General features: G+C 64.4%; 23 protein-coding genes. 8 read left to right on the forward strand and 15 right to left on the reverse strand.

Annotated elements, in window-relative coordinates; all coding sequences use genetic code 11:
* Positions 1-155 precede the first annotated feature (155 nt).
* Positions 156-2,228, forward strand: coding sequence for a putative bifunctional diguanylate cyclase/phosphodiesterase (locus tag AC2CGW_RS06985; RefSeq protein WP_484573758.1), 2,073 nt, complete (start codon positions 156-158; stop codon positions 2,226-2,228).
* Here the strand turns inward: AC2CGW_RS06985 and AC2CGW_RS06990 are convergent.
* Together AC2CGW_RS06990 and AC2CGW_RS06995 are read right to left on the reverse strand one after the other, a co-directional pair.
* Positions 2,225-2,485 (reverse strand): DUF1652 domain-containing protein, encoded by a 261-nt coding sequence (locus AC2CGW_RS06990; RefSeq protein WP_186664320.1) that lies wholly within the window; start codon positions 2,483-2,485, stop codon positions 2,225-2,227. The genes AC2CGW_RS06985 and AC2CGW_RS06990 overlap by 4 nt on opposite strands.
* Before the next feature lie 269 nt (positions 2,486-2,754).
* Complete coding sequence (locus AC2CGW_RS06995) at positions 2,755-3,402, reverse strand: DUF1345 domain-containing protein (protein ID WP_186708991.1); 648 nt, start codon at positions 3,400-3,402, stop codon at positions 2,755-2,757.
* Positions 3,403-3,571: 169 nt separating this feature from the next.
* On the opposite strand from AC2CGW_RS06995, the gene AC2CGW_RS07000 reads away from it, so the two are divergent.
* On the forward strand, positions 3,572-4,486 hold the full coding sequence (locus tag AC2CGW_RS07000) for a site-specific integrase (RefSeq protein ID WP_186708941.1): 915 nt from the start codon (positions 3,572-3,574) through the stop codon (positions 4,484-4,486).
* Between the two features lie 19 nt (positions 4,487-4,505).
* Here the strand turns inward: AC2CGW_RS07000 and AC2CGW_RS07005 are convergent, their stop codons facing one another.
* Positions 4,506-5,696: a type II secretion system F family protein gene (locus AC2CGW_RS07005; protein WP_186708943.1), complete on the reverse strand. Its 1,191-nt coding sequence runs from the start codon at positions 5,694-5,696 to the stop codon at positions 4,506-4,508.
* 11 nt (positions 5,697-5,707) lie between these two features.
* Positions 5,708-6,133: a type II secretion system major pseudopilin GspG gene (gspG, locus tag AC2CGW_RS07010; RefSeq protein ID WP_186664325.1), complete on the reverse strand. Its 426-nt coding sequence runs from the start codon at positions 6,131-6,133 to the stop codon at positions 5,708-5,710.
* Positions 6,134-6,308: 175 nt separating this feature from the next.
* Here gspG and AC2CGW_RS07015 point away from each other — a divergent pair, with 175 nt between their 5' ends.
* Positions 6,309-6,905: a lytic transglycosylase domain-containing protein gene (locus AC2CGW_RS07015; RefSeq protein ID WP_186664327.1), complete on the forward strand. Its 597-nt coding sequence runs from the start codon at positions 6,309-6,311 to the stop codon at positions 6,903-6,905.
* An 8-nt stretch (positions 6,906-6,913) separates the two neighbouring features.
* Here AC2CGW_RS07015 and AC2CGW_RS07020 read toward each other — a convergent pair whose 3' ends face one another.
* The 3 genes from AC2CGW_RS07020 to AC2CGW_RS07030 form a co-directional block, all read right to left on the reverse strand.
* The gene (locus AC2CGW_RS07020; RefSeq protein WP_484573759.1) at positions 6,914-7,510 is read right to left on the reverse strand and encodes a hypothetical protein; all 597 of its coding nucleotides are present in this window, start codon (positions 7,508-7,510) and stop codon (positions 6,914-6,916) included.
* A gap of 90 nt (positions 7,511-7,600) precedes the next feature.
* Positions 7,601-7,987: a VOC family protein gene (locus AC2CGW_RS07025; RefSeq protein ID WP_186664331.1), complete on the reverse strand. Its 387-nt coding sequence runs from the start codon at positions 7,985-7,987 to the stop codon at positions 7,601-7,603.
* A 165-nt stretch (positions 7,988-8,152) separates the two neighbouring features.
* Complete coding sequence (locus tag AC2CGW_RS07030; RefSeq protein WP_186664333.1) at positions 8,153-9,013, reverse strand: CAP domain-containing protein; 861 nt, start codon at positions 9,011-9,013, stop codon at positions 8,153-8,155.
* A 256-nt stretch (positions 9,014-9,269) separates the two neighbouring features.
* Between AC2CGW_RS07030 and AC2CGW_RS07035 the strand changes: the two genes are divergently transcribed.
* A complete protein-coding gene (locus AC2CGW_RS07035; RefSeq protein ID WP_484573760.1) occupies positions 9,270-11,438 on the forward strand; it encodes a TonB-dependent receptor in 2,169 nt (722 codons plus the stop codon).
* 15 nt (positions 11,439-11,453) lie between these two features.
* Here the strand turns inward: AC2CGW_RS07035 and AC2CGW_RS07040 are convergent, their stop codons facing one another.
* From AC2CGW_RS07040 to AC2CGW_RS07065, 6 genes are all read right to left on the reverse strand, one after another.
* On the reverse strand, positions 11,454-12,065 hold the full coding sequence (locus tag AC2CGW_RS07040) for a cell wall hydrolase (RefSeq protein ID WP_186708955.1): 612 nt from the start codon (positions 12,063-12,065) through the stop codon (positions 11,454-11,456).
* A 47-nt stretch (positions 12,066-12,112) separates the two neighbouring features.
* Positions 12,113-13,030, reverse strand: a complete 918-nt coding sequence (locus AC2CGW_RS07045; RefSeq protein WP_186664339.1) for an AEC family transporter — start codon at positions 13,028-13,030, stop codon at positions 12,113-12,115.
* Positions 13,031-13,147: 117 nt separating this feature from the next.
* Positions 13,148-14,011 carry a LysR family transcriptional regulator gene (locus AC2CGW_RS07050; protein WP_186664341.1) on the reverse strand — a complete coding sequence of 288 codons (864 nt, stop codon included), beginning with the start codon at positions 14,009-14,011 and terminating at the stop codon, positions 13,148-13,150.
* A gap of 73 nt (positions 14,012-14,084) precedes the next feature.
* Positions 14,085-15,392, reverse strand: coding sequence for a substrate-binding domain-containing protein (locus AC2CGW_RS07055; RefSeq protein WP_484573761.1), 1,308 nt, complete (start codon positions 15,390-15,392; stop codon positions 14,085-14,087).
* 84 nt (positions 15,393-15,476) lie between these two features.
* A complete protein-coding gene (locus AC2CGW_RS07060; RefSeq protein WP_186664345.1) occupies positions 15,477-16,079 on the reverse strand; it encodes a cupin domain-containing protein in 603 nt (200 codons plus the stop codon).
* 42 nt (positions 16,080-16,121) lie between these two features.
* Complete coding sequence (locus AC2CGW_RS07065; protein WP_484573762.1) at positions 16,122-18,074, reverse strand: oxidoreductase; 1,953 nt, start codon at positions 18,072-18,074, stop codon at positions 16,122-16,124.
* Between the two features lie 144 nt (positions 18,075-18,218).
* On the opposite strand from AC2CGW_RS07065, the gene AC2CGW_RS07070 reads away from it, so the two are divergent.
* Positions 18,219-18,986 (forward strand): class II aldolase/adducin family protein, encoded by a 768-nt coding sequence (locus AC2CGW_RS07070; RefSeq protein ID WP_484574005.1) that lies wholly within the window; start codon positions 18,219-18,221, stop codon positions 18,984-18,986.
* A 58-nt stretch (positions 18,987-19,044) separates the two neighbouring features.
* Here AC2CGW_RS07070 and AC2CGW_RS07075 read toward each other — a convergent pair whose 3' ends face one another.
* Positions 19,045-20,442, reverse strand: a complete 1,398-nt coding sequence (locus AC2CGW_RS07075; protein ID WP_186664349.1) for a purine-cytosine permease family protein — start codon at positions 20,440-20,442, stop codon at positions 19,045-19,047.
* 269 nt (positions 20,443-20,711) lie between these two features.
* On the opposite strand from AC2CGW_RS07075, the gene AC2CGW_RS07080 reads away from it, so the two are divergent.
* The 3 genes from AC2CGW_RS07080 to AC2CGW_RS07090 all read left to right on the forward strand — a co-directional run bounded on the left by AC2CGW_RS07080 (position 20,712) and on the right by AC2CGW_RS07090 (position 22,316).
* Positions 20,712-21,599 carry an EamA family transporter gene (locus AC2CGW_RS07080; protein WP_484573763.1) on the forward strand — a complete coding sequence of 296 codons (888 nt, stop codon included), beginning with the start codon at positions 20,712-20,714 and terminating at the stop codon, positions 21,597-21,599.
* A 60-nt stretch (positions 21,600-21,659) separates the two neighbouring features.
* The gene (locus AC2CGW_RS07085; RefSeq protein ID WP_186708985.1) at positions 21,660-21,980 is read left to right on the forward strand and encodes a YbjQ family protein; all 321 of its coding nucleotides are present in this window, start codon (positions 21,660-21,662) and stop codon (positions 21,978-21,980) included.
* Positions 21,981-22,121: 141 nt separating this feature from the next.
* Complete coding sequence (locus tag AC2CGW_RS07090) at positions 22,122-22,316, forward strand: hypothetical protein (RefSeq protein WP_186664354.1); 195 nt, start codon at positions 22,122-22,124, stop codon at positions 22,314-22,316.
* An 86-nt stretch (positions 22,317-22,402) separates the two neighbouring features.
* Here the strand turns inward: AC2CGW_RS07090 and AC2CGW_RS07095 are convergent, their stop codons facing one another.
* On the reverse strand, positions 22,403-22,738 hold the full coding sequence (locus AC2CGW_RS07095) for a hypothetical protein (RefSeq protein WP_186664356.1): 336 nt from the start codon (positions 22,736-22,738) through the stop codon (positions 22,403-22,405).
* Positions 22,739-22,773 lie beyond the last annotated feature (35 nt).

The raw sequence follows: 22,773 nt of genomic DNA on the forward strand, positions 1-22,773 counted from the left end.
CGCGGGGCAAGCCCGCGATAACGCCGGCACCGTGCGTAACCGACCGCTGGATCTTCCACCCTGTAGTCCCCGCAAAATCCCGTGCCTTTCCTCCCTGTTCGCGTAAAATCCTCCGCCTTTTCCGGGCCCTTCCTCGCCCTCTGCCGGAACTTGAAATGCTGACAGGTAGCTACTCCTCTTCGCTGGTGTTGATCTCGCTGTGCGTGGCCATCCTGGCGTCCTACACCGCACTCGACCTCGCAGGCCGCATCGCCACCGCCAAGGGACGCGCGGTGTATCTGTGGATGGGCGGCGGGGCGCTGGCGATGGGAATCGGCATCTGGTCGATGCATTTCATCGGCATGTTGGCCTTCGAGTTGCCCATCGAGCTGGGCTACGACCTGGGCTTGACCGCGTTGTCACTGCTGATCGCCGTGTTATCTGCAGGCTTTGCCTTGTGGTTGGTCAGCCAGCCGCGGTTGAGTTGCCCGCAGGTGGGCTTGGGTGCGCTGTTCATGGGCACCGGGATTGCCTGCATGCACTACACCGGCATGGCTGCCTTGCAGATGCTGCCCGGGATCGACTACGACCCGGCGCTGTTCGGTGCTTCGCTGGCCATCGCCGTGGGCGCCTCGGCGGCAGCCTTATGGATTGCCTTCCGCCTGCGCAGGCAGACGCCGTACGTTCGGCAGATCCGCGGTGCCGCAGCGGTGCTGATGGGGGTTGCCATCGTCGGCATGCACTACACCGGCATGGCGGCGGCCAACTTCCCCGAGGGTAGTTACTGCGGTGCGCTGGTCGGCGGGTTGTCTGGCGACTGGCTGGACTATGCAGTACTGATCACCACCCTGGCGGTGCTGGCGGTGGCCTTGCTGACGTCGGTGCTGGACGCGCGCCTCGAATCCCGCACCGCGGAACTTGCGCGCTCATTGACCCAGGCCAACCTGGAGCTGACGCAACTGGCCCTGCACGACACCCTGACCGGGCTGCCGAACCGCACCTTGCTGGCCGACCGTATCGAGCAGGCCATGGCCAAGGTGGCAGAGCAAGGTGGTTGCTTTGCGCTGATGTTCATCGACCTGGACGGGTTCAAGCCGGTCAACGATGCCTTCGGCCATCATGTTGGCGACCAGTTGCTCAAGGCGGTGGCTGCGCGGCTGCGTGGACATCTGCATAGCCAGGACACCTTGGCGCGGATTGGTGGTGACGAGTTCGTCCTGCTGGTCGAGTTGCAGGAACCGGACGATGCTGTGGGCGTGGCGGACAAACAGGTCAATCTGGTAGCCAGGCCATTTCGTGTTGCAGAGCACGACCTGCAATTGTCGGCAAGCCTGGGTATCGTGCTCTACCCGGGTAATGGCCAGGACCAGCACGAACTGCTGCGCAATGCCGATGCGGCCATGTATCACGCCAAGAGCGCGGGCAAGAACGGCTACAGTTTTTTCGACACCTCGATGAACAGTAACGCCCGCCAGCAGCTGCAATTGCTGCAGGACCTGCGCGCGGCGCTCGAGCATGACCAGTTCCGGCTGTATTACCAACCCAAGTTCGAAGCGCACCAATGTACGCCGATCGGTGCCGAGGCCTTGTTGCGTTGGGAGCACCCGCAGCAAGGGCTGTTGCTGCCGGACCGTTTCATCGGCCTGGCGGAGAAGACCGGCCTGATCATCCCCATCGGCGAATGGGTGCTGGGCGAAGCCTGCCGGCAGATGCGCCTGTGGCTGGATCAGGGTCATGGACATTGGCGCATCGCGGTGAACCTGTCGGCCATCCAGTTCTGCCATTCAGGGTTGGTTGACAGTGTCTCGCGAGCCTTGGCCGACAACGGCCTGCCGGCCAACCGCCTGACCCTGGAAATCACCGAAACCACCGCCATGCGCGATGCCGATGCCAGCCTGACGGTGTTGCAGCGCTTGTCGGACATGGGCGTCGATCTGTCCATCGACGACTTCGGGACGGGCTATTCCAGCCTGATGTACCTCAAGCGCCTGCCGGCGAACGAGCTGAAGATCGACCGCGGTTTTGTCCGCGACCTCGAGCATGACAGCGACGATGCCGCGATCGTTTCGGCGATCGTTGCGTTGGGGCAGGCATTGGGTTTGCGGATCGTTGCCGAGGGCGTTGAAACCGATCGTCAGCAGGACTTCCTGACCCGCCTGGGCTGCGATTCGCTGCAGGGCTACTTGCTGGGTCAGCCGGTACCGGCCGAGCAGTTCATGCAACGGCTGACGCAGGGCGAGAACGGCTAACCCGCGTCGCGCAGGGTAGGGAAGGGGTTGAAGGCGTCCATCTCGGCTTCGACTGCCTCGATGATGCGCTCCACATCTGCCGCGGCCATGATCGCGGCGCAGGGAATGCCGGCGATGGCCAGCAGGGTTTCGCCAGTGGCCCGGTCGAACAAGCGCGCGACCATGCTGCGTGGTGCATCCATGCTGGCCTCGAAGCCCAGCGGGTGGAAATGCCAGCGCATCACCTGGCAGGCGTTGGGGAACGTCATCTTGTTCATGCCAGCCTCCATTTCCGGGTGTTCGGGCGCCTGGTCGCTGAACCCTGTGCCTGGCCTTGTCGTGAAGGGCAGGGGGGACAGCGAAACTTAAACATAGCAGCTACGGCGCCAGTGTCGCGCAGCGAAGATGACAAATCGGCGAATGCATGACACAGGTCACATCCACGTGGCTCCGGCAAATCACGGGCGTCCATGGGGGCAAACGTTTTCCGCGTGGCTTGGCGAGCAACGGGTGCGAACCTGACCGACCTGCGCTTTCGGACCAGCGGTCAACTGAGCAGGCCGGCGGCGATATTGATGGTGAAACCCAGGATCGCGGTGTTGAACACGAAACTGACCAGGGAGTGGGCCAGCACCACCCGGCGCATGGCTCGGCTGGCCACGCCTATGTCCGAGGTCTGGACCGCGACACTGAGGGTGAAGGAGAAATAGTGGAAGTCCCAGTAATCGGGGTTGCGTTCGCCATCGGCGAAGCGCAGAGGGGGCTCCTTGTGGCTGTCGGTGTAGAACAGCCGCGCGTAGTGCAGGCTGAAGATACAGCCGATCAACAGCCAGGATCCGGCCACGGTCAGGCCGGTATACAGGTAGTGCAGGGCCTGCGCGCTGCCGTGCAGGCCGCGACTGGACGCCAGTTGCAGGGTCACGGCGACCAGGCTGGCAATGGCTGCAATGCAGACGGTGAACAGGACCAGGCCTGCGTTTTCGTCCTCGACATTGGCGACCTTGCGCACGGTTTGGGATGTAGCGCGCCAGGTCAGCCACAGCACCAGCGTTAGGTACAGCCAGACACCGAGGTTCCAGCCTGCGAGAAAACGCTGGGTCCAGTCGTCTGCGGGGATCAGCCAGCCGCCGAGCAGGCCAACAAGCGTGGCAAGGGTCAGGCGTGGGTGGGTTCGGGTCAGGCGGTGGAAAGCCATGGGCGCTCGGCGGTAGTCTGGGTTGTCTTCCACTTTAGCCTGCACCAGGTGGTGTTGTGTCGCCGCGCGTTCGATCCGTGGTCGATCATCAGGTACCATCCGCGTTCGCCATCGATAAAAGCCTTGTGTATCAAGGTGATGACTCGTTTCACGCTACAGGATCCACGTTTTGACCGATTCCCTGCACAATCCCTTGCTGCAGTACCTGGCACGCCTGGCGCCCTCCAGCCAGTTGACCATGCGCTATATCCTCCAGGATGCCGCCGACCGGCTGGGGTTCGCCGATTGCGACATCGCCGCGGTGCCCTGGCACCTGATCGAACCTGGCCACGTCATTGCCCTGGTGGCAGCCTTGCGTGCCGATGGTTTTGCACCCAATACCTCTTCGCTGTACGTCAACGCGGTGCGCGGGGTGATGAATGAGGCCTGGCGCCAGGGGCTGATCGACCACGAGCATCTACTCAGGATTCGCGAGGTCAAGCCTGCGAGCGGCACGCGCCTGCCACCCGGGCGCAACCTGCGACGCAGCCTGATCCGTGAGCTGATGGAAGTCTGCGCTGCCGATCCGCGGCCGCAAGGTGTGCGCGATGCGGCGATCATCGCCTTGCTGTACGGCACCGGGATGCGCAAGTCCGAGTCGGTGGACATCGACTTGTGCGATGTCGACTTCCACGAACACAGCCTGCAGGTGCTGGGCAAGGGCAATCGGCAACTGGTCAAGTACGCCCCGGCCTGGGCCTTCGACAAGCTGCAGGCCTGGCTCGACCTGCGCCGCGCGCAATTGCCGGAGGGCGCGGCGGACGATCCCTTCCTCTTCAACCGGATTCGCCGGGGCAGCCATATCACCCGTGCGCGCATCACCAAGCATGCGATCTACTACATCGCCCGCCAGCGTGGCGCGCAGGTGGGGGCGAAGATCATGCCGCACGATTTTCGCAGGGCGTTCATTACCCGGGTGATCGAGGAGCATGACCTGTCGATTGCCCAGAAGCTTGCCCACCATGTGAACATCCAGACCACCGCAGGGTACGACCGACGTGACGACAACGAGCGGCGGCGGGCGGTGGAGCGCTTCGACTATTGAGATCGGCGTTGTGCCCCGCTCAATGAATGCTCGAGGCCAACTCGAAGATCGGCATGTACATCAGGATCACGATCAGCCCGATCAGCAGCCCGATGAAGGTCATCAGCAGTGGTTCGAACAAGCGCACGAACCACTCGACCCAACGACCGATCTCCTGGTCATGGAAATCGGCGCACCGTTCGAGCATCTGCCCCAGGTTCCCTGATTGCTCCCCCGCCCGCAGCAGACGCAGCGACACCGGCGTGACCAGCCCGCCAGCCTCCAGCGCCGCCGACAAGGCTAGCCCTTCTCCCACCTGCCGCGCCGCACGCTCCAGTCCTTCGCCTGCAACGCTGCCGAGCAGTCCGCGCGCCATCCCCATTGCGGTCAGGATCGGAATGCCACCCTGCAGCAGGATCCCCAGCGAACGATAGAACCTCGCCAGCTCGTACATCAGCAAGCGCTGGTGCAAGGCCGGCAGGCGCTGCAGTTGGCGGTTGGCAACGCGGCGCACACGCGGGTGGCGGCGCAGCAGCACCAGGGTGAGGATGCCTGTCAGTGTGCCGAGCCCCAAGGGCAGTTGCTGGGCATGCAGAAACAGGCCGACCTTCATCAGCACCCGCGACAGCCACGGAAGTTCGCTGCCCATGCCTTCGAACACCAGGCTGAAGCGCGGCACCACATAACCGAGCAGAAACAATACGACCCCACCTCCGACCAACAACAGCAACAAGGGATAGACCGACGCGCCCACAAGCTTCTGGCGCACCAGGTCCAGGCGCTGGCGATAACTGATATAGCGGCCGAGGGCATCACCCAGGGCTCCGGTGCGCTCGCTGGATTGCACCAGCGCCACATAGAGCCCGGGGAAGATCCGGGGCTGCTGGGCCAGCGCCTGGGACAGCGAACGGCCTTCGTACAGCTGGCTCACCAGTTGGCCAAGCACCTTGCGCGCCGGGGCGTTCGGCGCCTTTTGCGCCAGGCTTTCCAGGGCATCGATCAGGGGCAGGCCGGCGTCGAGCAGAGTCCCCAGCTCCTGGCTGAACAGCACCAGGTCGAAGGGCTGAGCGCGCCGCCAGTTGCCATGCGACCAGGACAACCCCTGGCGTTGCAGGCTCACTACCCGCAGCCCCTGGTCCTGAACCTGGCGCCGGGCATGCTCGGCATCCTCAGCTTCGACCTGCATTTGCACGATACCCTGCCTGCCGAGGGCCTTGAGGCTGTAGCGCATGGCGAATGCCCTCACTGCCAACTGGTGACTTCGGCGTTTTCGCCGTCACCACCGGGCTGGCCGTCCTTGCCCATCGACAGCAGATCGTACTCGCCACCGTTCTCACCCGGCTGACGATAGATGTAAGGGCGGCCCCAAGGGTCCTGGGGCACGGCCTTCTGCAGATAAGGGCCGGACCAGCGCGCCTCGCCACCGGGGGCGGTGACCAGCGCCTGCAAACCCTGCTCGCTGCTGGGGTAGTGGCCCACCTCGAGGCGGTACAGGTCCAGTGCCTTGCCCAGCCCTTCGATCTGCGCTCGGGCAACCTTGGCTTCGGAGCGGCCGAGCTGGCTGAAGTACTTGGGCGCGACGATGCCGGCCAGCAGGCCGAGCACCACCAGCACCACCAGAAGTTCGAGCAGGGTGAAACCACGTTGTGTGCGAATGCGGCGCTGCATGGCGATGCCCTCCGATGCGTGTACAGGCCCCCATGCAACAGCCGTGCACGTCTGCCTTGCGGCCTTGTGGCATGCGGCTCAGGCAAGCGGCACGCTGCTTGCGTGAGAGCTGCAGGGCCCAGGTTTTTCGGGGCATTTCCCCCACATCGGGGGGCACGGCGGGGAGACGAGCGACATGCGTGGACTCATCCTTGGCTTGATCGGGCTGCTGGCAGGTGCGGCCCAGGCTGACGTGTACATCTCCATCGGCGCGGGTGGCACCTACGTGCTGTCCAACGTGCATCGACCGGGGCGCCAGTATGAGCGGGTCATCAGCGAGACCCGCCCCCAGGCCGGCCCTCTGGAGGCGCAACTGTTGACTGGGCGCCCCTACGCTGACCTGGTAGCGGATGCGGCCCGCCTGCATGAAGTGCCCCAGGCGTTGCTGCATGCCGTGATCAAGGCCGAGTCCGGCTACAACCCCAAGGCCCGCTCGGCCAAGGGGGCTGCCGGATTGATGCAGTTGATGCCCGATACTGCCCGGGAGATGGGGGTCAAGGACGTCCTCGACCCCAAAGACAATGTGCAGGGCGGGGCGCGCTACCTGAAGCGCATGCTCAGGCTGTTCGACAACGACATCACCCTGGCCGTGGCAGCCTACAACGCCGGGCCCGACGCGGTGATCAGCCGTGGTCGCGTGGTGCCGCCCTTTGCCGAAACCCGGCGCTATGTGCCCAACGTGCTGCGCGACTACCGGCGCCTGCAGGGGCTCGCCGAGGGTGGGGCGTGGTGAGCGGTGGATCAGTGCGGGATGACGGAGGGCACTTCGCCGCCCAGCGAAAAGCGATAGCCAATGTCGATATCGGGGGCTGGCCGGTGGCAGTGGGTGCGACTGAGCAGGAACTCGAACGCCGGCTCGTACAGCCCGTCACGTACTACTGCGCCGGCAAGGACCTCGACCTGGTACCAGCCGTTGTCGAGTTCGATCGTCGGTCGGCCCGGCACCTGGTAGCGGGCCATGAAGTCGCCAAGGGTTTTGTTGGTGAAGTGCTGCAGCATGCGCCAGGTGAACAGCATCAGCGCGCGGTTCTCCACGTGCAGCACGTAGCCTGCGCGGCGGTGTGCCACGCGACTGCCGGCTTCGAGCAGGGCCGGGGTTCGTTCGTCGAGGCTGAAGATGATGCGGTAGGGCAGGTTATCGATGCCTGCCAGGGGCAGTACCACGCCTTCGAGCACGGCGCGGTCGCCGCTGTCGGTGTCGGTGCGGGGGTGGGTGAATTCGTGGGCAAGGTCGTCGGGTAGCGCGTTGTCATCCTTGAAACGCGCCAGGCGCTGTATGTCGCCGACGAGGAAATAGTCGACCAGGTCGTTCAGGACTTCGCTGAATTCGTAGCGCATCGGATTTTCCTTGTTCTATGTGCGCTGGCGGGTAAACAGAATGTAGCGGATGCCGTGAGGGCTGTCGCCTCTGCCGGCAGTCCGCTGTGATCAATGGCGTTGGGCGATCTGGATCAGGTTGCCACAGGTATCGTCGAACACCGCCACGGTGACAGGCCCCATGGGCGTAGGCGGCTGGGTGAACTGCACGCCGCCGGCGCACAGGCGCGTGTACTCGGCCTGGATGTCACGCACGGCGAAGGAGGTGGCCGGGATGCCGTCGGCCTTGAGCGCGGCCTTGTAGGTTTTGGCAGCCGGATGAGCGTCGCGCTCGAGCAGCAGCTCGACACCATTGGGGTCGTTGGGGGAGGTGAGGGTGAGCCAGCGGTACTGGCCCATCGGGATGTCGTGTTTGGGCTGGAAGCCCAGAACGTGATGATAGAAAGCCAGAGCCTTGGCCTGGTCGTCGACGAGGATGCTGGTGACTACGATCTTCATAGGCTGCACCGTTCCTGAGGGTCGTAGCGTTAAGTAAAGACGCTGCGCGCCATTTGACCAGTCTGATGGCGGGGCGAGGCACCCTTGATCCTATCTGCAGGAGCGGGGGGGGCGGCGCTCCGACTTGACCCGCGATGGGGCGCGCAGCGGCCCCATGCATCCGCCTTACTGCGGCGACCCGAACAATGCCGTCCAGTAGATCCCCGCATCGCTCTTGGGATCTACGGCATAGGCTGCGCCCAATTCGCGGTAATCCGGGTTCATCAGCGTTGCGCAGTGGCCAGGGCTGGCCAGCCACCCATCGACCACCTTGCGTGGCGTATCGCGGCCGGCAGCGATGTTTTCGCCGATCTGCTGATACAGATAGCCGGCAAGCTCGGCCCGATCACCCGGCGTGCGGCCGTCGCGGTCGATGTGGTCGAAGAAGTTCTGGTTGGCCATCGCCCGCGTGTGGTTGGCGGCGACACCGGCCAGCGTGGTATTCCAGCTCAGGGCCGCTGCTGCTGCGAAAGGCTGCCCACCGCATTGGCGCGGTATCTTGCGCGCGGCGTTGACCTCCTGCAGCAGTTTCTGGCCTTCGGCTTGCCAGTCGCCGAGGCGCCCGCTGAGCAGCGGGCGTGCCAGCACGATGCGCCAGTCGCGGCCTTCCTGGCTGACACCGATATCCACGAACTGCGGGTCGAGCACCACCTGGCAGAAGCTTTCTTCGATGGCGCTCATCGCCGCCTTGGCATCCCGTGGCCCGGACAAGCTGATGGCCTGGACATTGACCATGGGGTAGGCGGCACGGGTCATGGCCTGCTGCAGGTCGCGGGTGCCTTCCGGCGACAGCGCCAGGCGGGTGTCGCTATTGAGCGGCGGCAACTCCAGCGAACCTGCGTCGCCGCAGCGCTGGGCCTGGCTGCGGTAGGCATTGATCGACTCGATCAGTTGCGCTTCGTCGCCGCTGATCGCCAGGGCACTGGTGGAAATGACCAGGCCGAGTGACAGGGCGCCAAGGCAGGCAACAGATGACAGGACGCGCATCAAGAATCTCCCTATGACTGGCAGCGACCTCGTGTTGGCGCTGCCCATCCTACACAAGCCGCAGGCTTTTGGCCTCGTCTTGTGCGTTGCAGTAAACCACCGACAACCGATTGTTGCGGCAAAAGAGGCAGTAGACCGGCGAAGGGCGAAAAAGTGCAATTGATTGGAAATCATTCGCAATATCTATTATAAACACGACTCAATCGCAATCATGCATGCCAGGAAGGCGCTCCATTCACTTTATCGGGAGCCTTTCATGGCACGTTCCTGTCCTTTTCGTCCGACCCTGCTCGCCCTCTGCTGTTCCCTTGGCGTAGCCGCCCATGCCGCTGATGCGCCGCTGGAGCTCGACGCCACCGCGATCAACGCCGATGCCGTCAAGGCGCCTCGCACTCAGTTGCCGGAGGCCTTCGCAGGTGGGCAGCTGGCCCGTGGCGGGCAGATGGGCGTGCTGGGCAACCAGGACATGATGGACGTGCCGTTCACCATGACCAGCTACACCTCGCAGTTGATCGAGGATCAACAGGCCGAGGACATTGGTGATGTGCTGCTCAATGACCCCTCGGTGCGCCAGTCGTTCGGCTTTGGCAACCAGTCCCAGGTCTTCGTGATCCGCGGCCTGCCGTTGAGCGGCGACGACGTGTCGTTCAATGGCCTGTACGGCGTGCTGCCACGGCAGATGATCTCCACCGACGCGGTAGAGCGGGTCGAGCTGTTCAAGGGCCCCAATGCGTTCCTCAACGGCGCCAGCCCCACTGGCACCGGCCTTGGTGGCAACGTCAACCTGCAGCCCAAGCGCGCCGGCGACACGCCGACTCGTCGTTATACCCAGGACATCAGCAGCGATGGGCGCATCGGCGAGCACCTGGACATCGGCCAGCGTTTCGGTGAAGACAACCGTTTCGGCGCGCGTCTGAACCTGTCCCAGCGTGAAGGCGAAACCGCCGTGGACGACCAGGACCAACGCAGCAAGCTGTTCGTTGCAGGCCTGGACTATCGTGGTGACCAACTGCGCCTGTCGGCCGACATCGGTTACCAGAAGCAGCGCGTCAATCACCTGCGCAACTCGGTGCGCCTGGGCTCGGCGGTGACCAGCATCCCGCGTGCTCCGAGCGCCGATCACAACTACGGCCAGGATTGGTCGTGGACCGAGACCGAGGATACCTTCGGCATGCTGCGCGGCGACTACGACTTCAACGAGAACTGGAGTGGCTACATCAGCGGGGGCGTCAAGCACACCCGCGAGAACGGTTTCTATGGCACGCCGGCCCTCACCAACGCTGCCACGGGCGCCGCGACCATCGGTGGTTCGCAGATCCCGCACAACGAAGACAACACCAGCCTGATGGCCGGGATCAATGGCCGCTTCGAGACGGGCCCGGTGAGCCACCAGCTGAATCTCGGCGCCGCGAGCATCTGGACCCAGCAGGAAAACGCCTACGTCTTCTACAGTTCGCAGAACACGAATATCTACAACACCAGCCCACTGCCCAAACCGACAACGCCTACGCTGGTCGGCGGCATGCTCGACGACCCAGGTGTGACCGGCAAGACCCGCAACCGCAGCCTGGCGCTGTCCGATACCGTGGGGCTGTTCGACGACACGCTGCTGCTCACCGCTGGCGTACGCCGCCAGCAACTGCGTGTCGAAGGCTATGCCTACCGCGGCACGGGTGTGGACGCCGGGCGCACTGCGTTCTACGACGAAGCGGTCACCACACCGGTGTATGGCATCGTCTACAAGCTCAACCCGTCGGTCTCGTTGTACGCCAACAGCATCCAGGGCCTGGCCCAGGGCGCCACGGCGTCGGGCCAGGTGGTCAACGTCGGCGAGGTGTTCCCACCGGCCAAGACCAAGCAGATCGAGGCGGGCATCAAGTTCGACCGCCAGACCTACGGTGCCAACCTGGCGCTGTTCCGTATCGAGCGGCCCACCGATGGCTATGTGCAGGGCAACCTCTATGTGCAGGACGGCGAGCAGGTCAACAAGGGGATCGAGCTCAGCGTATTTGGCGAGCCGGTGCCGGGCCTGCGCCTGATGGCCGGTGGCACGCGCATGGACACGGAGCTGAAGAACACCCAGAACGGCACCAACGATGGCAACAAAGCGGTGGGGGTCCCGACCTTCCAGCTCAATGCCAGCGTCGACTGGGATGTGCCTGGGCTCGACGGCGTGGCGCTCAATGCCCGCATGCTGCGCACCGGCGGGCAGTACGCCAACCCGGCCAACACCCTCAGCCTGCCGACCTGGAACCGCTTCGACGTGGGCGCGCGCTATCGCCTCAAGGTGCAGGAAAAAGACATCACCTTGCGCATGAACGTCGAAAACCTGACCGACAAGAACTATTGGGCCTCGGCCAACGGCGGTTACCTGACCCAGGGCGACCCACGGCTGGTCAAGTTCTCCGGGACCATCGATTTCTGATGGCCCGTCGCCTCGCTATCGCGCCAGTGCCTGGTTGGGCTTGTAGAAGATGAAATGCGTGGTCTGCGCTGTGCGCCGATAGGCCTTGGCCCAATCTGGCCGCACAGTGCGATCATGGAAGTACAGCGCCCCCGCGGTGCTGTCCTGCAGCTGCTGGTTCAATGCCTTGCGCGCGATTTCCTTGGCGACCTCGTAGCGCTCCTTTTCCTCGACCTGGTCAGGGCGCCCGTCACACCACCAGGAGAACTGGCAGCTCTTGCTCTCGACGCCTTGCTTGACCACGCCGCAGATGGTGTCGGGGAAGCCGTCCTTGCCCAGGCGGTTGAGCACTACACTGGCCACTGCGCTCATGTCTTGCTCGTCAGCGCCCTTGGCCTCCCAGTAGAGGGTGCGGGCAAGGCAGGTGATGCTGTCGTCCAGCGGCGCTTGCCCGGCCGGATCCACGGCCTGCACCTCGGTGGGGGTGATCTTCTCCGGCGCCTTGGGTGGCGGGGAGTCGTTTACCACTTTCTGTTCCAGCGCCTGGGCCTTGTCTTCAGCGACTGCGGCCTTGGCGCTGTCGGCGGCATGCAACGGGCCTGCGGGCAGGGCCAGGAACAGGCTGATGACCATCCACGGGTGGCGCATGATCGGGCTTCCGCGTCAGTGAGCTGATTACATTCTAGCCAGTGGTTTCAACTTAGCGTGAGGCTCAGCATCAATGGCAGGGTGACGGCTGCGGCGACGGTCTGCAAGGCGATGATGGTCGCCATCAGCGGCGCATTGCCCCCCATCTGCCGGGCCATGACGTAGGACGATGATGCGGTGGGCAGCGCCTGGAACAGCACGGCCACCACGGCGGCCTGGCCGCTGAGACCGAGCAGGCGACACAGGCCGAAGGTGGTCAGTGGCATGACCAGGAACTTGAACGCCGAGGCGGCCACCAGGGGCTTGACCTGCTGGCCCATCCGCGCGCCGCCCAATGCCGCTCCGACGCACAGCAAGCCGAGGGGCAGGGCGGCCTGGCCAAGGGCCTTGACCGTCGGCTCCAGCCCCGCCGGCAGGCCAAGCCCGGTGACCCGCAGCAGCAGGCCACCCGCGCAACCTACGATCAACGGATTGGCGAAGATCGCCCGCAGCACGGTCAGTGGCGAGCTGTGGCGAGCACTGAAACGGGCGAATACCAGTACGCAAAGCAGATTGACCAGCGGCACGATCGCCGCGTTGGCCACGGCCGCCAGGGCGATGCCGGCGCTGCCGTAGATGCCCGCCGCCAGGGTCGCGCCAATGTAGTTGTTGAAGCGTATGCCACCCTGGAACACCGAGGTGAAATCAGCACCATCGTGGGCTGCCGCGCCCTGGTAGAGCACCAGCAGCAGCGCGCCTGCGAGGGTCGAGAGCATCAGCACCCCAACCATGCCCAACACCGGTACTCCATCCAGGTTGGCGGTGGCCAGGCCATGCAGGAACAGTGAGGGCAGCAGCACGTAGTAGCTCAGGCGCTCGGCGCCGGGCCAGAAACCCTCCGCGAGAAAACCGCGCACCCGCAACAGAGTGCCCAGGGCGATCAGCAGGATGATGGGCACCAGGGTGGTGAGGAGCAGAGGCAGCATGGTCGCGGTTCCGTGGTCGGGTACCGGCACAGGTTAGCGAGGTGAGTCAGCAGAAAAAAACGTTGTTTTCTGCATTCACCGTTGAGAAAAACTGCATGGTCGTAAGCAGTTGCCTGATCAACTGCCCAGGGCGGTCCTGAGTACCGCGCTCAGGTGACGGCGCTGGCTCTTTTCATGTTCCAGCAACACCACGTGGCGGCTCAGTTGCGGCTCACCAAAAGGCAGCACCGTGGCGGGCGGCAGCCGTTGCAGGTCGTCGTCGCTCATCGGGATGATCGCCACCCCGAGGCCCATTGCAGCCATGCGTGCCAGGGCTTCCTGGCTGTCCAGCTCCATCTGTTCGCTGACCTGCAAATGCTGACGGCGCAGTTCCTGTTCGATCTGCCGACCGGCCCAGGCGCGTTTGTCGAAGCGCAGGAACGGCTGGTTGGCGAGCAGTTGCGCCAGGCTTTGCCCGGCCAGGTCGGGGCTGGCGACGGCCCAGAAACGGTCGGAGAACAGCGGGCTGAACTGCAGGCTCTGCGGGTAGGGGCTGACCGGTTCGGTGGTAATGGCGGCGTCCAGCTCACCGTCCTCGATCCGCCGCGCAAGTTCCGCGGACATGCCCGAGACCACGCTGATGTGCAGTTGCGGATGGTGCGCCTTGATCCACACCAGCGCCTTCGGCAGGCGCCGGGCGAGCACGGTATGGATCGCACCGATACGCAGGCGTCCACGCAGGCTCGGGCCGCTGGCCAGGGTATCGGCCAGCTCGTCGTAGGCGGCGAGAATGCTTTCGGCGCGCGCTACGGCCAGTTGCCCGGCTTCGGTGAGTATCACCTGGCGACGGCTGCGGTCGAACAGCGGCACTTGCAGTTCGTCTTCGAGTGTCTTGATGTGCAGGCTTACCGCCGAAGGGGTCAGGCTCAGCAGGTCGGCGGCGCGGGCGAAGGTGCCGTGGCGGGCGATGGTGACCAGGGTACGCAGGGCTTTGAGGGACACGCGACGGTTCTCCTGCACGGGAATGCCCGGCACGGTACGCGCATCGCGCCTCCTCGGGCAAGCGCCAGGCAGGTCAGTAGACCCACACCTCCACCCGGCGATTGCGCAGGCGCCCCTGTTCCAGGTCGTTGTCGGCTACCGGCAGTTCATCACCCATGCCGGTGACATCCCGGATCTCCACGCCGCTGCGCGCCAGTTCACGGCGCACGGCCATGGCCCGCAGGCGCGAGAGCAGGGCGGCGCGGCCGGGCGTTTCCTTGGGGTCGCCAAAGCCCACGAGTACCGCTTTGTCACGCAGCTTGCCGACCTGGCGCAGGTAGTCGCTGACCCGCTGCACATCGCGCAGGGCCTTGTTGTCGAGGCTGGCGCTGCCCTCCTGGAAGCGGAAGTTGACGCTCAGCCGCCGGGCCTCCGCAGCCAGGGCACGGTATTGCGCGGGCATCTCGGCCTGCACCGCGACCGGCAATGCCTTGACCTGCTGCGAGACGAAACCCTGAGCGGCGACAATGGCCTGGCCGGCAGGGCCCTGGGTGAATTCGGCCAGCGCCCTGGCCTGGTCGGTCGCTTGGGCCGGCAGGTAGAAGAACAACCGCCGCGACAGCGGATAGTCTTCGCTGGCCACGCCTGCGGCGGTTGGCAACAGGGCCGGTGCATCGCCTTCGGCGATGGCCAGCAGCTTGGCGCCATGCACTGTGGTCAGGCTGCTGAAACCGATGGCCGCGGGATCGGCCTTGACCCGTTCGGCCAAGGCATCGCCGGATTCGAAGCGTTCGGCCCGTGGCGAGAGCTTCAGTGCCCGTGGTTGCAGTACCAGCGCGCGAAAGGTTTCGAAGGTGCCGGAGCGATCGTCACGGGCGTACAGGTGAATGGGGCCGCCTGCTACACCGAGTTGTTCCCAGCGTTGGATCTGGCCGGAGAAGACCTGGGCCAGTTGCGCGGTACTCAACTGCTGCAGGCGGTTGTCGGGGTGCACCATGACCGCAACGCCGTCCAGGCCGATCACCTGCTCGCTGGCCGCGCTGCGCAGGTCGCCCAGGCGCTGCAGTCGCAGCACTTCCTGGTCGGAAATCGGGCGCGAGGCGGCGGCAAGGTCGGCTTCGCCACTGTTCAGGGCACTGAAGCCGGTGCTGGAACCATGGGCGGCGATCGTGATCAGCAATGGCTGACCCTGGGCGTCGCGGGCACGGATATCAGTCTCGTTGGGCTGTTTCCCGCGCTCGCTGCGGATGTCTTGCGCACCTTGGCTTTGCAGCAGCCCACGCACCAGCGCAGGGCCCAGCGCCGCGCCGATGGTGTTGGAGCCCTGGATACGCAGTGTGGCTGGCTCCGCCTGAGCCAGCAGGGGCAGCAGGCAGAGCAGAAGAGCGAGCGGGCGGGGCATGCCGGGATCCTTGAGGCACAGATATGTCCGGCAGATTACGACAGCGGTGTGAATGAAAAATGACGGTCAGGCGCAGGCCAGCGGTCAGAAGGTGGGCGGCGTGATCACCCAGATGACCACCGTGTCCACCTCGCCAGGGTTGCCATAGCGGTGCGGCTCCTGGCTGGGAAAACTGAAGCTGTCGCCTTCATCGAGCAGGAAGTGGCGCTCTCCCACCCACAGCTCGAAACGCCCTGACAACACATACCCGGCTTCCTCGCCTTCGTGGCTGTAGCTCTCCTGGCTGTAGGCGCCCGGCGGGAAGCGCGAATGCAGCATCTCCAGCTGGCGGTTGGGCTGCGGGGTGAGCAACTGGTCGACCACGCCATCTTCGTAATGCACGCTCAGACGGCTTTGCCTGCGCACCACGAAGCCCTGGTCCTCGGGCGCGGTGCTGGCTTCGCTGGCGAAGAACCACTGGATGGTCACCCCCAGGCTGCGGGCGATGTTGAACAGCGCCGGGATCGAGGGGTACGACAGGTTGCGTTCCAGCTGGCTGATGTAGCCAGCGGTCAACTCGCTGAGGCGGGCCAGTTCCGCCAGGGTCATGCCGCGGCGCTTGCGCAGGCCGCGGATTCGGGTGCCGAGGAACTGCGGCGCGGCGGCACCGCCTTCGGCGAGTTGCGGAACGAGGGGGCGCTGGCTCATCGAGGGTCGGTCCATCGGTAAAAACCGGGAGTATGACCAGCCTCAGAGCGACCAGGCAACCGCCAGGCCGTCATGGATTGCCTCTTCAGCGGTTCGTGGAGCCAGGCAATCGCCGATGCGCCGTACTTCGACCAGCCCGGCCAGTTCCTGGGCCAGGGTGTCGACAGGCTGGTGACCGAGGCACAGCACCAGGGTGTCGATCTGTTCGAAGATCATGGGTTCGCCACTGGCGGTGTGCTGCAAGTACACGGTGTTGTCGTCGGTGCCATAGAGGCGGGCGTAGGGGGTGATGGGGATACCCAGGCGGTGCAGTTCGCCGGCCATCTGGTCACGCACGTAGAGCGGCAGGCTCTCGCCGCAGTGAGTGCCATTGACAGCCAGTTGCACCTGATGACCTTCGCGCACCAGGCGTTCGGCGATGCCTGGGGCGATCCAGTCGCAGCGCCAGTCCAGCACCAGCACCGAGCGCCCCAGGGCGTGCTCGTTGCGCAGCACCTGCCAGTCATCCACCACCTGCAGCTCGCCGCTGCGCTCAAATGCAGGCCAGTAGGGGGTGGCACCGGTGGCCGCGATCACCAGGTCTGGCCGTTCGCGCTCGACCAGCGCGCGGTCTACACGGGTATTGCGTACCACCTGCACCCCTGCCAGTGCCAGTTCGCGCTGCAAGTTGGTGCTGGCGCCGCCGAACTCGCTGCGCCGTGGCAGCAGTTGCGCCAGCAGCACCTGGCCGCCGAGCTGCGGGCCCGCTTCGTACAGCGTCACTTCATGGCCTCGGGCGGCGGCGACGATGGCCGCCTTCATGCCTGCCGGACCACCGCCAGCCACCAGGATACGCTTGCGCCGGGGGGCAGGTGTGACGGTGCCGTACTGCAGTTCACGACCGGTTTCCGGGTGCTGGATACAGGAGATCGGCAGGCCCCGATGGAAGTGGCCGATGCAGGCCTGGTTGCAAGCGATGCAGGCGCGCACGTCTTCGACACGGCCTTGTTCGGTCTTGATCGGCATCTGCGGGTCGCAGATCAGCGCACGGGTCATGCCGCACACATCGGCCTGGCCACGGGCGAGAATCAGTTCGGCTTCCTGCGGCTGGTTGATACGGCCAGTGACGAACAGCGGGATGTCCAGGCGCGCCTTGAAACTACCGGCTTCGCGGGCCAGGTAGGCCGGTTCGATGGCCATCGGTGGGACGATATGCACCGCGCCACCCAGGGTCGCCGAGGTGCCGGCGACGATGTGCAGGTAATCGACCTGATTCTGCACCGCGATGGCGGCCGCCAGTGATTCGTCTTCGCTCAAGCCTTCGCTGTCACGCTCGTCCGCACTGATGCGCAGGCCGACGATGAACTGTTCGTCAGTGGCTGCACGCACCGCTGCCAGCACTTCGCGCAGAAAACGCAGGCGTGCTTCGAGGTCGCCGTTGTAGCCATCGGTACGACGGTTGACACGTGGATTGAGAAACTGCGCGGGCAGGTAACCGTGGCTGGCCACCACTTCGACGCCGTCCAGCCCGGCCTGGTGCAGGCGCCGGGCTGCACTGGCGTAGCCCTGGACGATTTCGTCGATCATGGGCTGCTCCAGGGCGCGCGGCATCACGCGAAAGCGCTCGTTGGGCACCGCCGAGGCCGAGTAGGCCACTGCCAGCAGGCCATCGGCCGATTCCATGATCTCCCGGCCGGGATGGAACAGCTGCGACAGCACCACGGTGCCGTGTGCGTGGCAGGCCTGGGCGATACGTCGGTAACCGTCGATGCAGGCATCGTCGGTGGCCATCAGCACATGCGAGGTGTAGCGCGCGCTGTCGTGAACCCCGGCGACCTGCAGCACGATCAGGCCGGCGCCGCCCTCGGCGCGGGCGCGCTGATAGGCGACGAGCTTGTCGTTGACCAGATTGTCGGTGGGCAGGCAGGTGTCGTGACCACTGGACATGATGCGGTTCTTCAGGCGTTTGCCACGGATCTGCAAGGGTTCGAACAGGTGAGCGAAGGCAGTCGACATGCGTACGAGCTCCAGTGTGCGTTCTTGTTTTTTTTCATGGAAGTGTACCTTCAGTAAAAAATCAACTTGTTTTTTTACTTTGGCAGGACTAGCGTTCGGCTCATCCCCTCGGACTGGGATAAGCTCGTCCCCACAAGAACAACCCTGGATGACACCATGCACCCCAGCGAACGTACCCTGCGTGAGGAACTGGCCGCCTGTTATCGGCTGATTGCGCATTTCCGCATGACGGACCTGATCTTCACCCACATCTCGGTGCGCGTGCCCGGCCCCGAGCATCATTTTCTGATCAACCCCTATGGCCTGCTGTTCGAGGAAATCACCGCGTCCAACCTGGTGAAAATCGACCTGCAAGGGCGTGCCGTGGAGGCGTCGCCGTACCCGGTCAATCCGGCTGGCTTCGTCATCCACAGCGCCATCCACGGCGCACGCGAGGATGCCCAGTGCGTGTTGCACACCCACACCCGTGCCGGGTGCGCGGTGGCGGCGCTCGAGTGCGGGCTGCTGCCGGTCAACCAGATCTCCATGGAGTTCTACGGCAAGGTCGCTTACCACGACTATGAGGGTGTCGCCCTGGACATGGACGAGCAGCAGCGACTGGCCGCCGACCTCGGGGACAAGCCGGTGATGATCCTGCGCAATCATGGGCTGCTGACGGTGGGGCGCACGGCCGGCGAGGCGTTTCTGCGCATGTTCTACCTGGAGAAGGCCTGCGAGATCCAGTTGGCGGCGCAGAGTGCCGGGAAGGTGGTGCTGCCATCGCCCGAGGTCTGCGCGCATACTGAGCAGCAGTTCAATGCTCCGGCGAGGCCGCTCAAGCCCGGCGAGCTGGCGGACCCGGATGCCATGGGGCTGGCCTGGGGGGCGCTGTTGCGCTTGCTGGAGAAAGTGGCGCCGGATTATCGGGACTGACGGCAGAAGCGGCTTTTTGTAGCGAAAGGCCGCTTCTGCAAAAGACCGGTGTCGTCGGTCAATGTGCCTGGGGTTCGATCAACTGCGCCGGCGCTTGCCTGGCCTTGCCCCGGGCAACCCAGTAATACAGCACGCTGGGTACCACCAACCCGATCAGCCACGACACATCGACACCGCCCAGGTGCGCAACCATGGGTCCGGTGTACAGCTTGGTGTCAATGAAGGGCATCTGGATCAGCACGCCGATGCTGTAGACGATGATGCCGGGCCAGTTCCAGCGGCCATAGCGCCCGTCGGGATCGGCCAGGGCAGGGATGTCGTAACGCTCGCGGGTAATGAAGTAGTAGTCCACCAGGTTGACCGCGCTCCAGGGCACGAAGAAGGTCAGCAGGAACAGGATGAACGACTTGAACGCACTCAGGAACGAATGCTGACCGAGCAGGGCCACCAGCGTCGCAGCACCCACGATGCCGAGCACGAACAACAAGCGCTGCAAGCGACTGATCTGCAGGCTGCCGCGAAAACCGCTGATGATCGTGGCGATGCACATGAAGCTGCCGTAGCTGTTCAGGGTTGAGATGGTCACCTTGCCGAAGGCGATGGCGAAGTACAGCAGCGCCGCGGTGGTGCCGGCGCCACCCAGGCCGACGATGTAGGCCACTTCACGCCCCGAAAACTGACCGCCGGCAATCGCTGCGGCGAACACGCCGAGGATCATCGATGCCTGGGCGCCGATCACCGAGCCCAGGCCGGCGGCGAGGAAGGTCTTGAGCGGCGACGTGTTGCTGGGCAGGTAGCGTGAATAATCGGCGACGTAGGGGCCGAAGGCGATCTGCCACGAGGCGGCCAGCGACACCGCCAACAGGAACGAGGCCCAGCTGAAGTGGCGGTTGTCGAGCAGTTGGCCGATATCGGCGAGCATCAGGATACGGCTGAACAGATAGACGAACGCAATGATCCCCAGCACGCTGGCGACACGGCCGATCCAGTGGATCACGCGGTAGCCGGCGAGGGTGGCCAGCACGATCACGCCAGCGAAGATCAGGATACCGGCACTGTCGCTGACACTGAGCAACTGGCCGATAGCCTGGCCCGACAGCACTGTGCCGGTGGCAGTGAACCCCAGGTACATCAAGCACACCAGCACCATCGGGATGGCCGCGCCATAGACGCCGAACTGCACGCGGCTGGAGATCATCTGCGGCAGCCCCAGTCGCGGCCCCTGGGCGGCGTGCAAGGCCATGACCGCTCCGCCAATCACTTGGCCCAGCAGCAGGCCGATCAGCGACCAGAACACATCACCGCCAAGCACGACGGCGAGGGCGCCGGTCACGATGGCGGTGATCTGCAGATTGGCTCCCAGCCACAGGGTGAACTGGCTGTACACGCGTCCGTGGCGTTCAGCTTCGGGAATGTAGTCGATCGAGCGCCGCTCGATCACGGGCTTGCTGGACATGTGGTGCTCCGCTGGTTTGTTGTTGTAGGGCGGGGAGGGCATCCTGAGGGATGACTCTGCTCTTATATCATCATGTATATACAAGATGGTCAATGCGCAGGCATCGACTTTTGGGATAGCGAAGAGGTCACTGCCAAACCATCCACCACTTGCATAAACAGCTGACTGTTGCGCAACCCTAGGCCGCAACTGTGCTGGTCGCTGGCGAAGGAATACCCTTATGCTGTAACGAAATATGTCGTGAAATGCCTGATAGAAGGAACACCGCAATGCCAGTCAAGGACCTGCTGATCGCCCTGTTGGTGATCATTGCCTGGGGCGTCAACTTCGTGGTCATCAAGGTCGGGCTCGACGGCCTTCCGCCCATGCTGCTCGGCGCCTTGCGTTTCATGCTGGTGGCCTTTCCGGCGATCCTCTTCATCAAGCGCCCGAACCTGCCCTGGCGCTGGCTGATCGCCTATGGCGCGACCATCTCCCTCGGGCAGTTCGCCTTCCTGTTCCAGGCCATGTACAGCGGCATGCCTCCGGGGCTGGCTTCGTTGGTACTGCAATCGCAGGCGTTCTTCACCTTGGGTTTCGCTGCGCTGTTTCTGGGGGAGCGGTTGCGCCCGGCCAGTGTGCTCGGGTTGCTGGTGGCGGCCGGCGGCCTTGCGGTGATCGGCAGCGAAGACAGCAGTCATGTGCCATTGGTGGCGCTGCTGTTGACCCTGTGCGCCGGCGCCATGTGGGGCATGGGCAATATCATTACCCGGCGCTTTGGCTCGGTGGACCTGGTGGCCCTGGTGATCTGGGGCGGGTTGATCCCGCCGCTGCCGTTCCTGGCGCTGTCGTGGTGGTTGGAGGGGCCGGAGCGCATCGGTCATGCGCTGGCCAACATCGGCATGAGTTCGGTGCTGGCGTTGCTCTACCTGGCGCTGGTCGCCACCATGCTCGGCTACAGCCTGTGGAGCACATTGCTCTCGCGTCACCCGGCCGGCAAGGTCGCGCCATTTTCGCTGCTGGTGCCGGTGATCGGCCTGAGCTCCTCGGCCTGGCTGCTCGACGAGCGCCTGAGCGCCGCACAGGGTTGGGGGGCGCTGCTGGTGATGCTGGGGCTGCTGATCAATGTCTTCGGGCCCCGCCTGGGCCAACGCCTGCGAGCTGCCAGCGCGCAGTAACCTGTCGAACGCGAGGCTCTGTTAGCATCAGGGGTTTTCCAGAACCACGGAGCCGCGCCCATGATCATTTCCACTACCAGCCAGCTCGAAGGTCGCCCGATCAGCGAGTACCTCGGCGTGGTCAGCGCCGAATCGGTGCAGGGCGTCAACTTCGTGCGCGATTTCTTCGCACGCTGGCGCGACTTCTTCGGCGGTCGCTCGCAAACCCTGGAAAGCGCATTGCGCCAGGCGCGCGAGCAGGCCACCGAGGAACTGCTGGAGCGGGCACGTCGCTTGCAGGCCGATGCAGTGGTGGGCGTGGACTTCGAAATCAGCATGCCGTCCGTGCAGGGTGGGATGGTCGTGGTGTTCGCCACCGGGACGGCTGTGCGTCTTAAATAGCGGCGAGGTGCCACTGGTCGGGCAAAGGTCTTTCGTCCGGGTGGTCTGCAAATGACCGGCTAGTCTCAGTTCAACGAGCCGTGTTTCTCTGGGCAAGCAGGCTGCTTGCCGACGCGGTCGCCTTTGGAGGGGAGACAGGGTATGAGCGAGTCCTATATCGAAGACCTGAACGACGCATTCCCGATCAACAGCCAGGTACGTTGCGGCCAGACGGCCTTTCACCTGGGTTTTGCCAACATGACCCTGGACGAATCCGAGCAGCTTCAGCCGGCCCACTTGCAGCGCAGCAAGAAAGGGCGCTTCACGCCACGGGTGCCCGCCAAAAAGTCATCCTGACGACTCATTGATGCCCATCGCAGGGGCCTGCTCCGGGCATGAAAAAGCCCGGCCTTGCGGGCCGGGCTCAAGTAGCGGTGTACAACTCAGTTGAGTGGGTCGATCACCTTGACGGTCTGCTGCTCACGGGCGGCAGGCCATTCTTGTTGCAGGGTCATGAGTACGCGTTCGACGAACTGAGTGTCGGCGGCGGCCTTCTTGCCGACGTAGCCCTGGCCACGGCGGTAGACCTTGAAACGGGCGCACATGCTGTCGGGCATATGCAGGTCGGATTCGTCTTCGACGGTGTTGGCCGGCAGGCGGTCGAGGCGGACCTCGCCAGTCTGGCTGACCCACAGCAGGTGGTCGTCGAGGCTGTCCTTGCGTGCGGCGAACAGCTGAGCCAATTGGTCGATCGTAGGATTGTTGTTCAAGTTCATCATAAAGCCCCCATTACCCATTCGTTGGTGATTTTCAC

It is taken from the genome of Pseudomonas sp. SYWMCR5 (assembly GCF_057197165.1).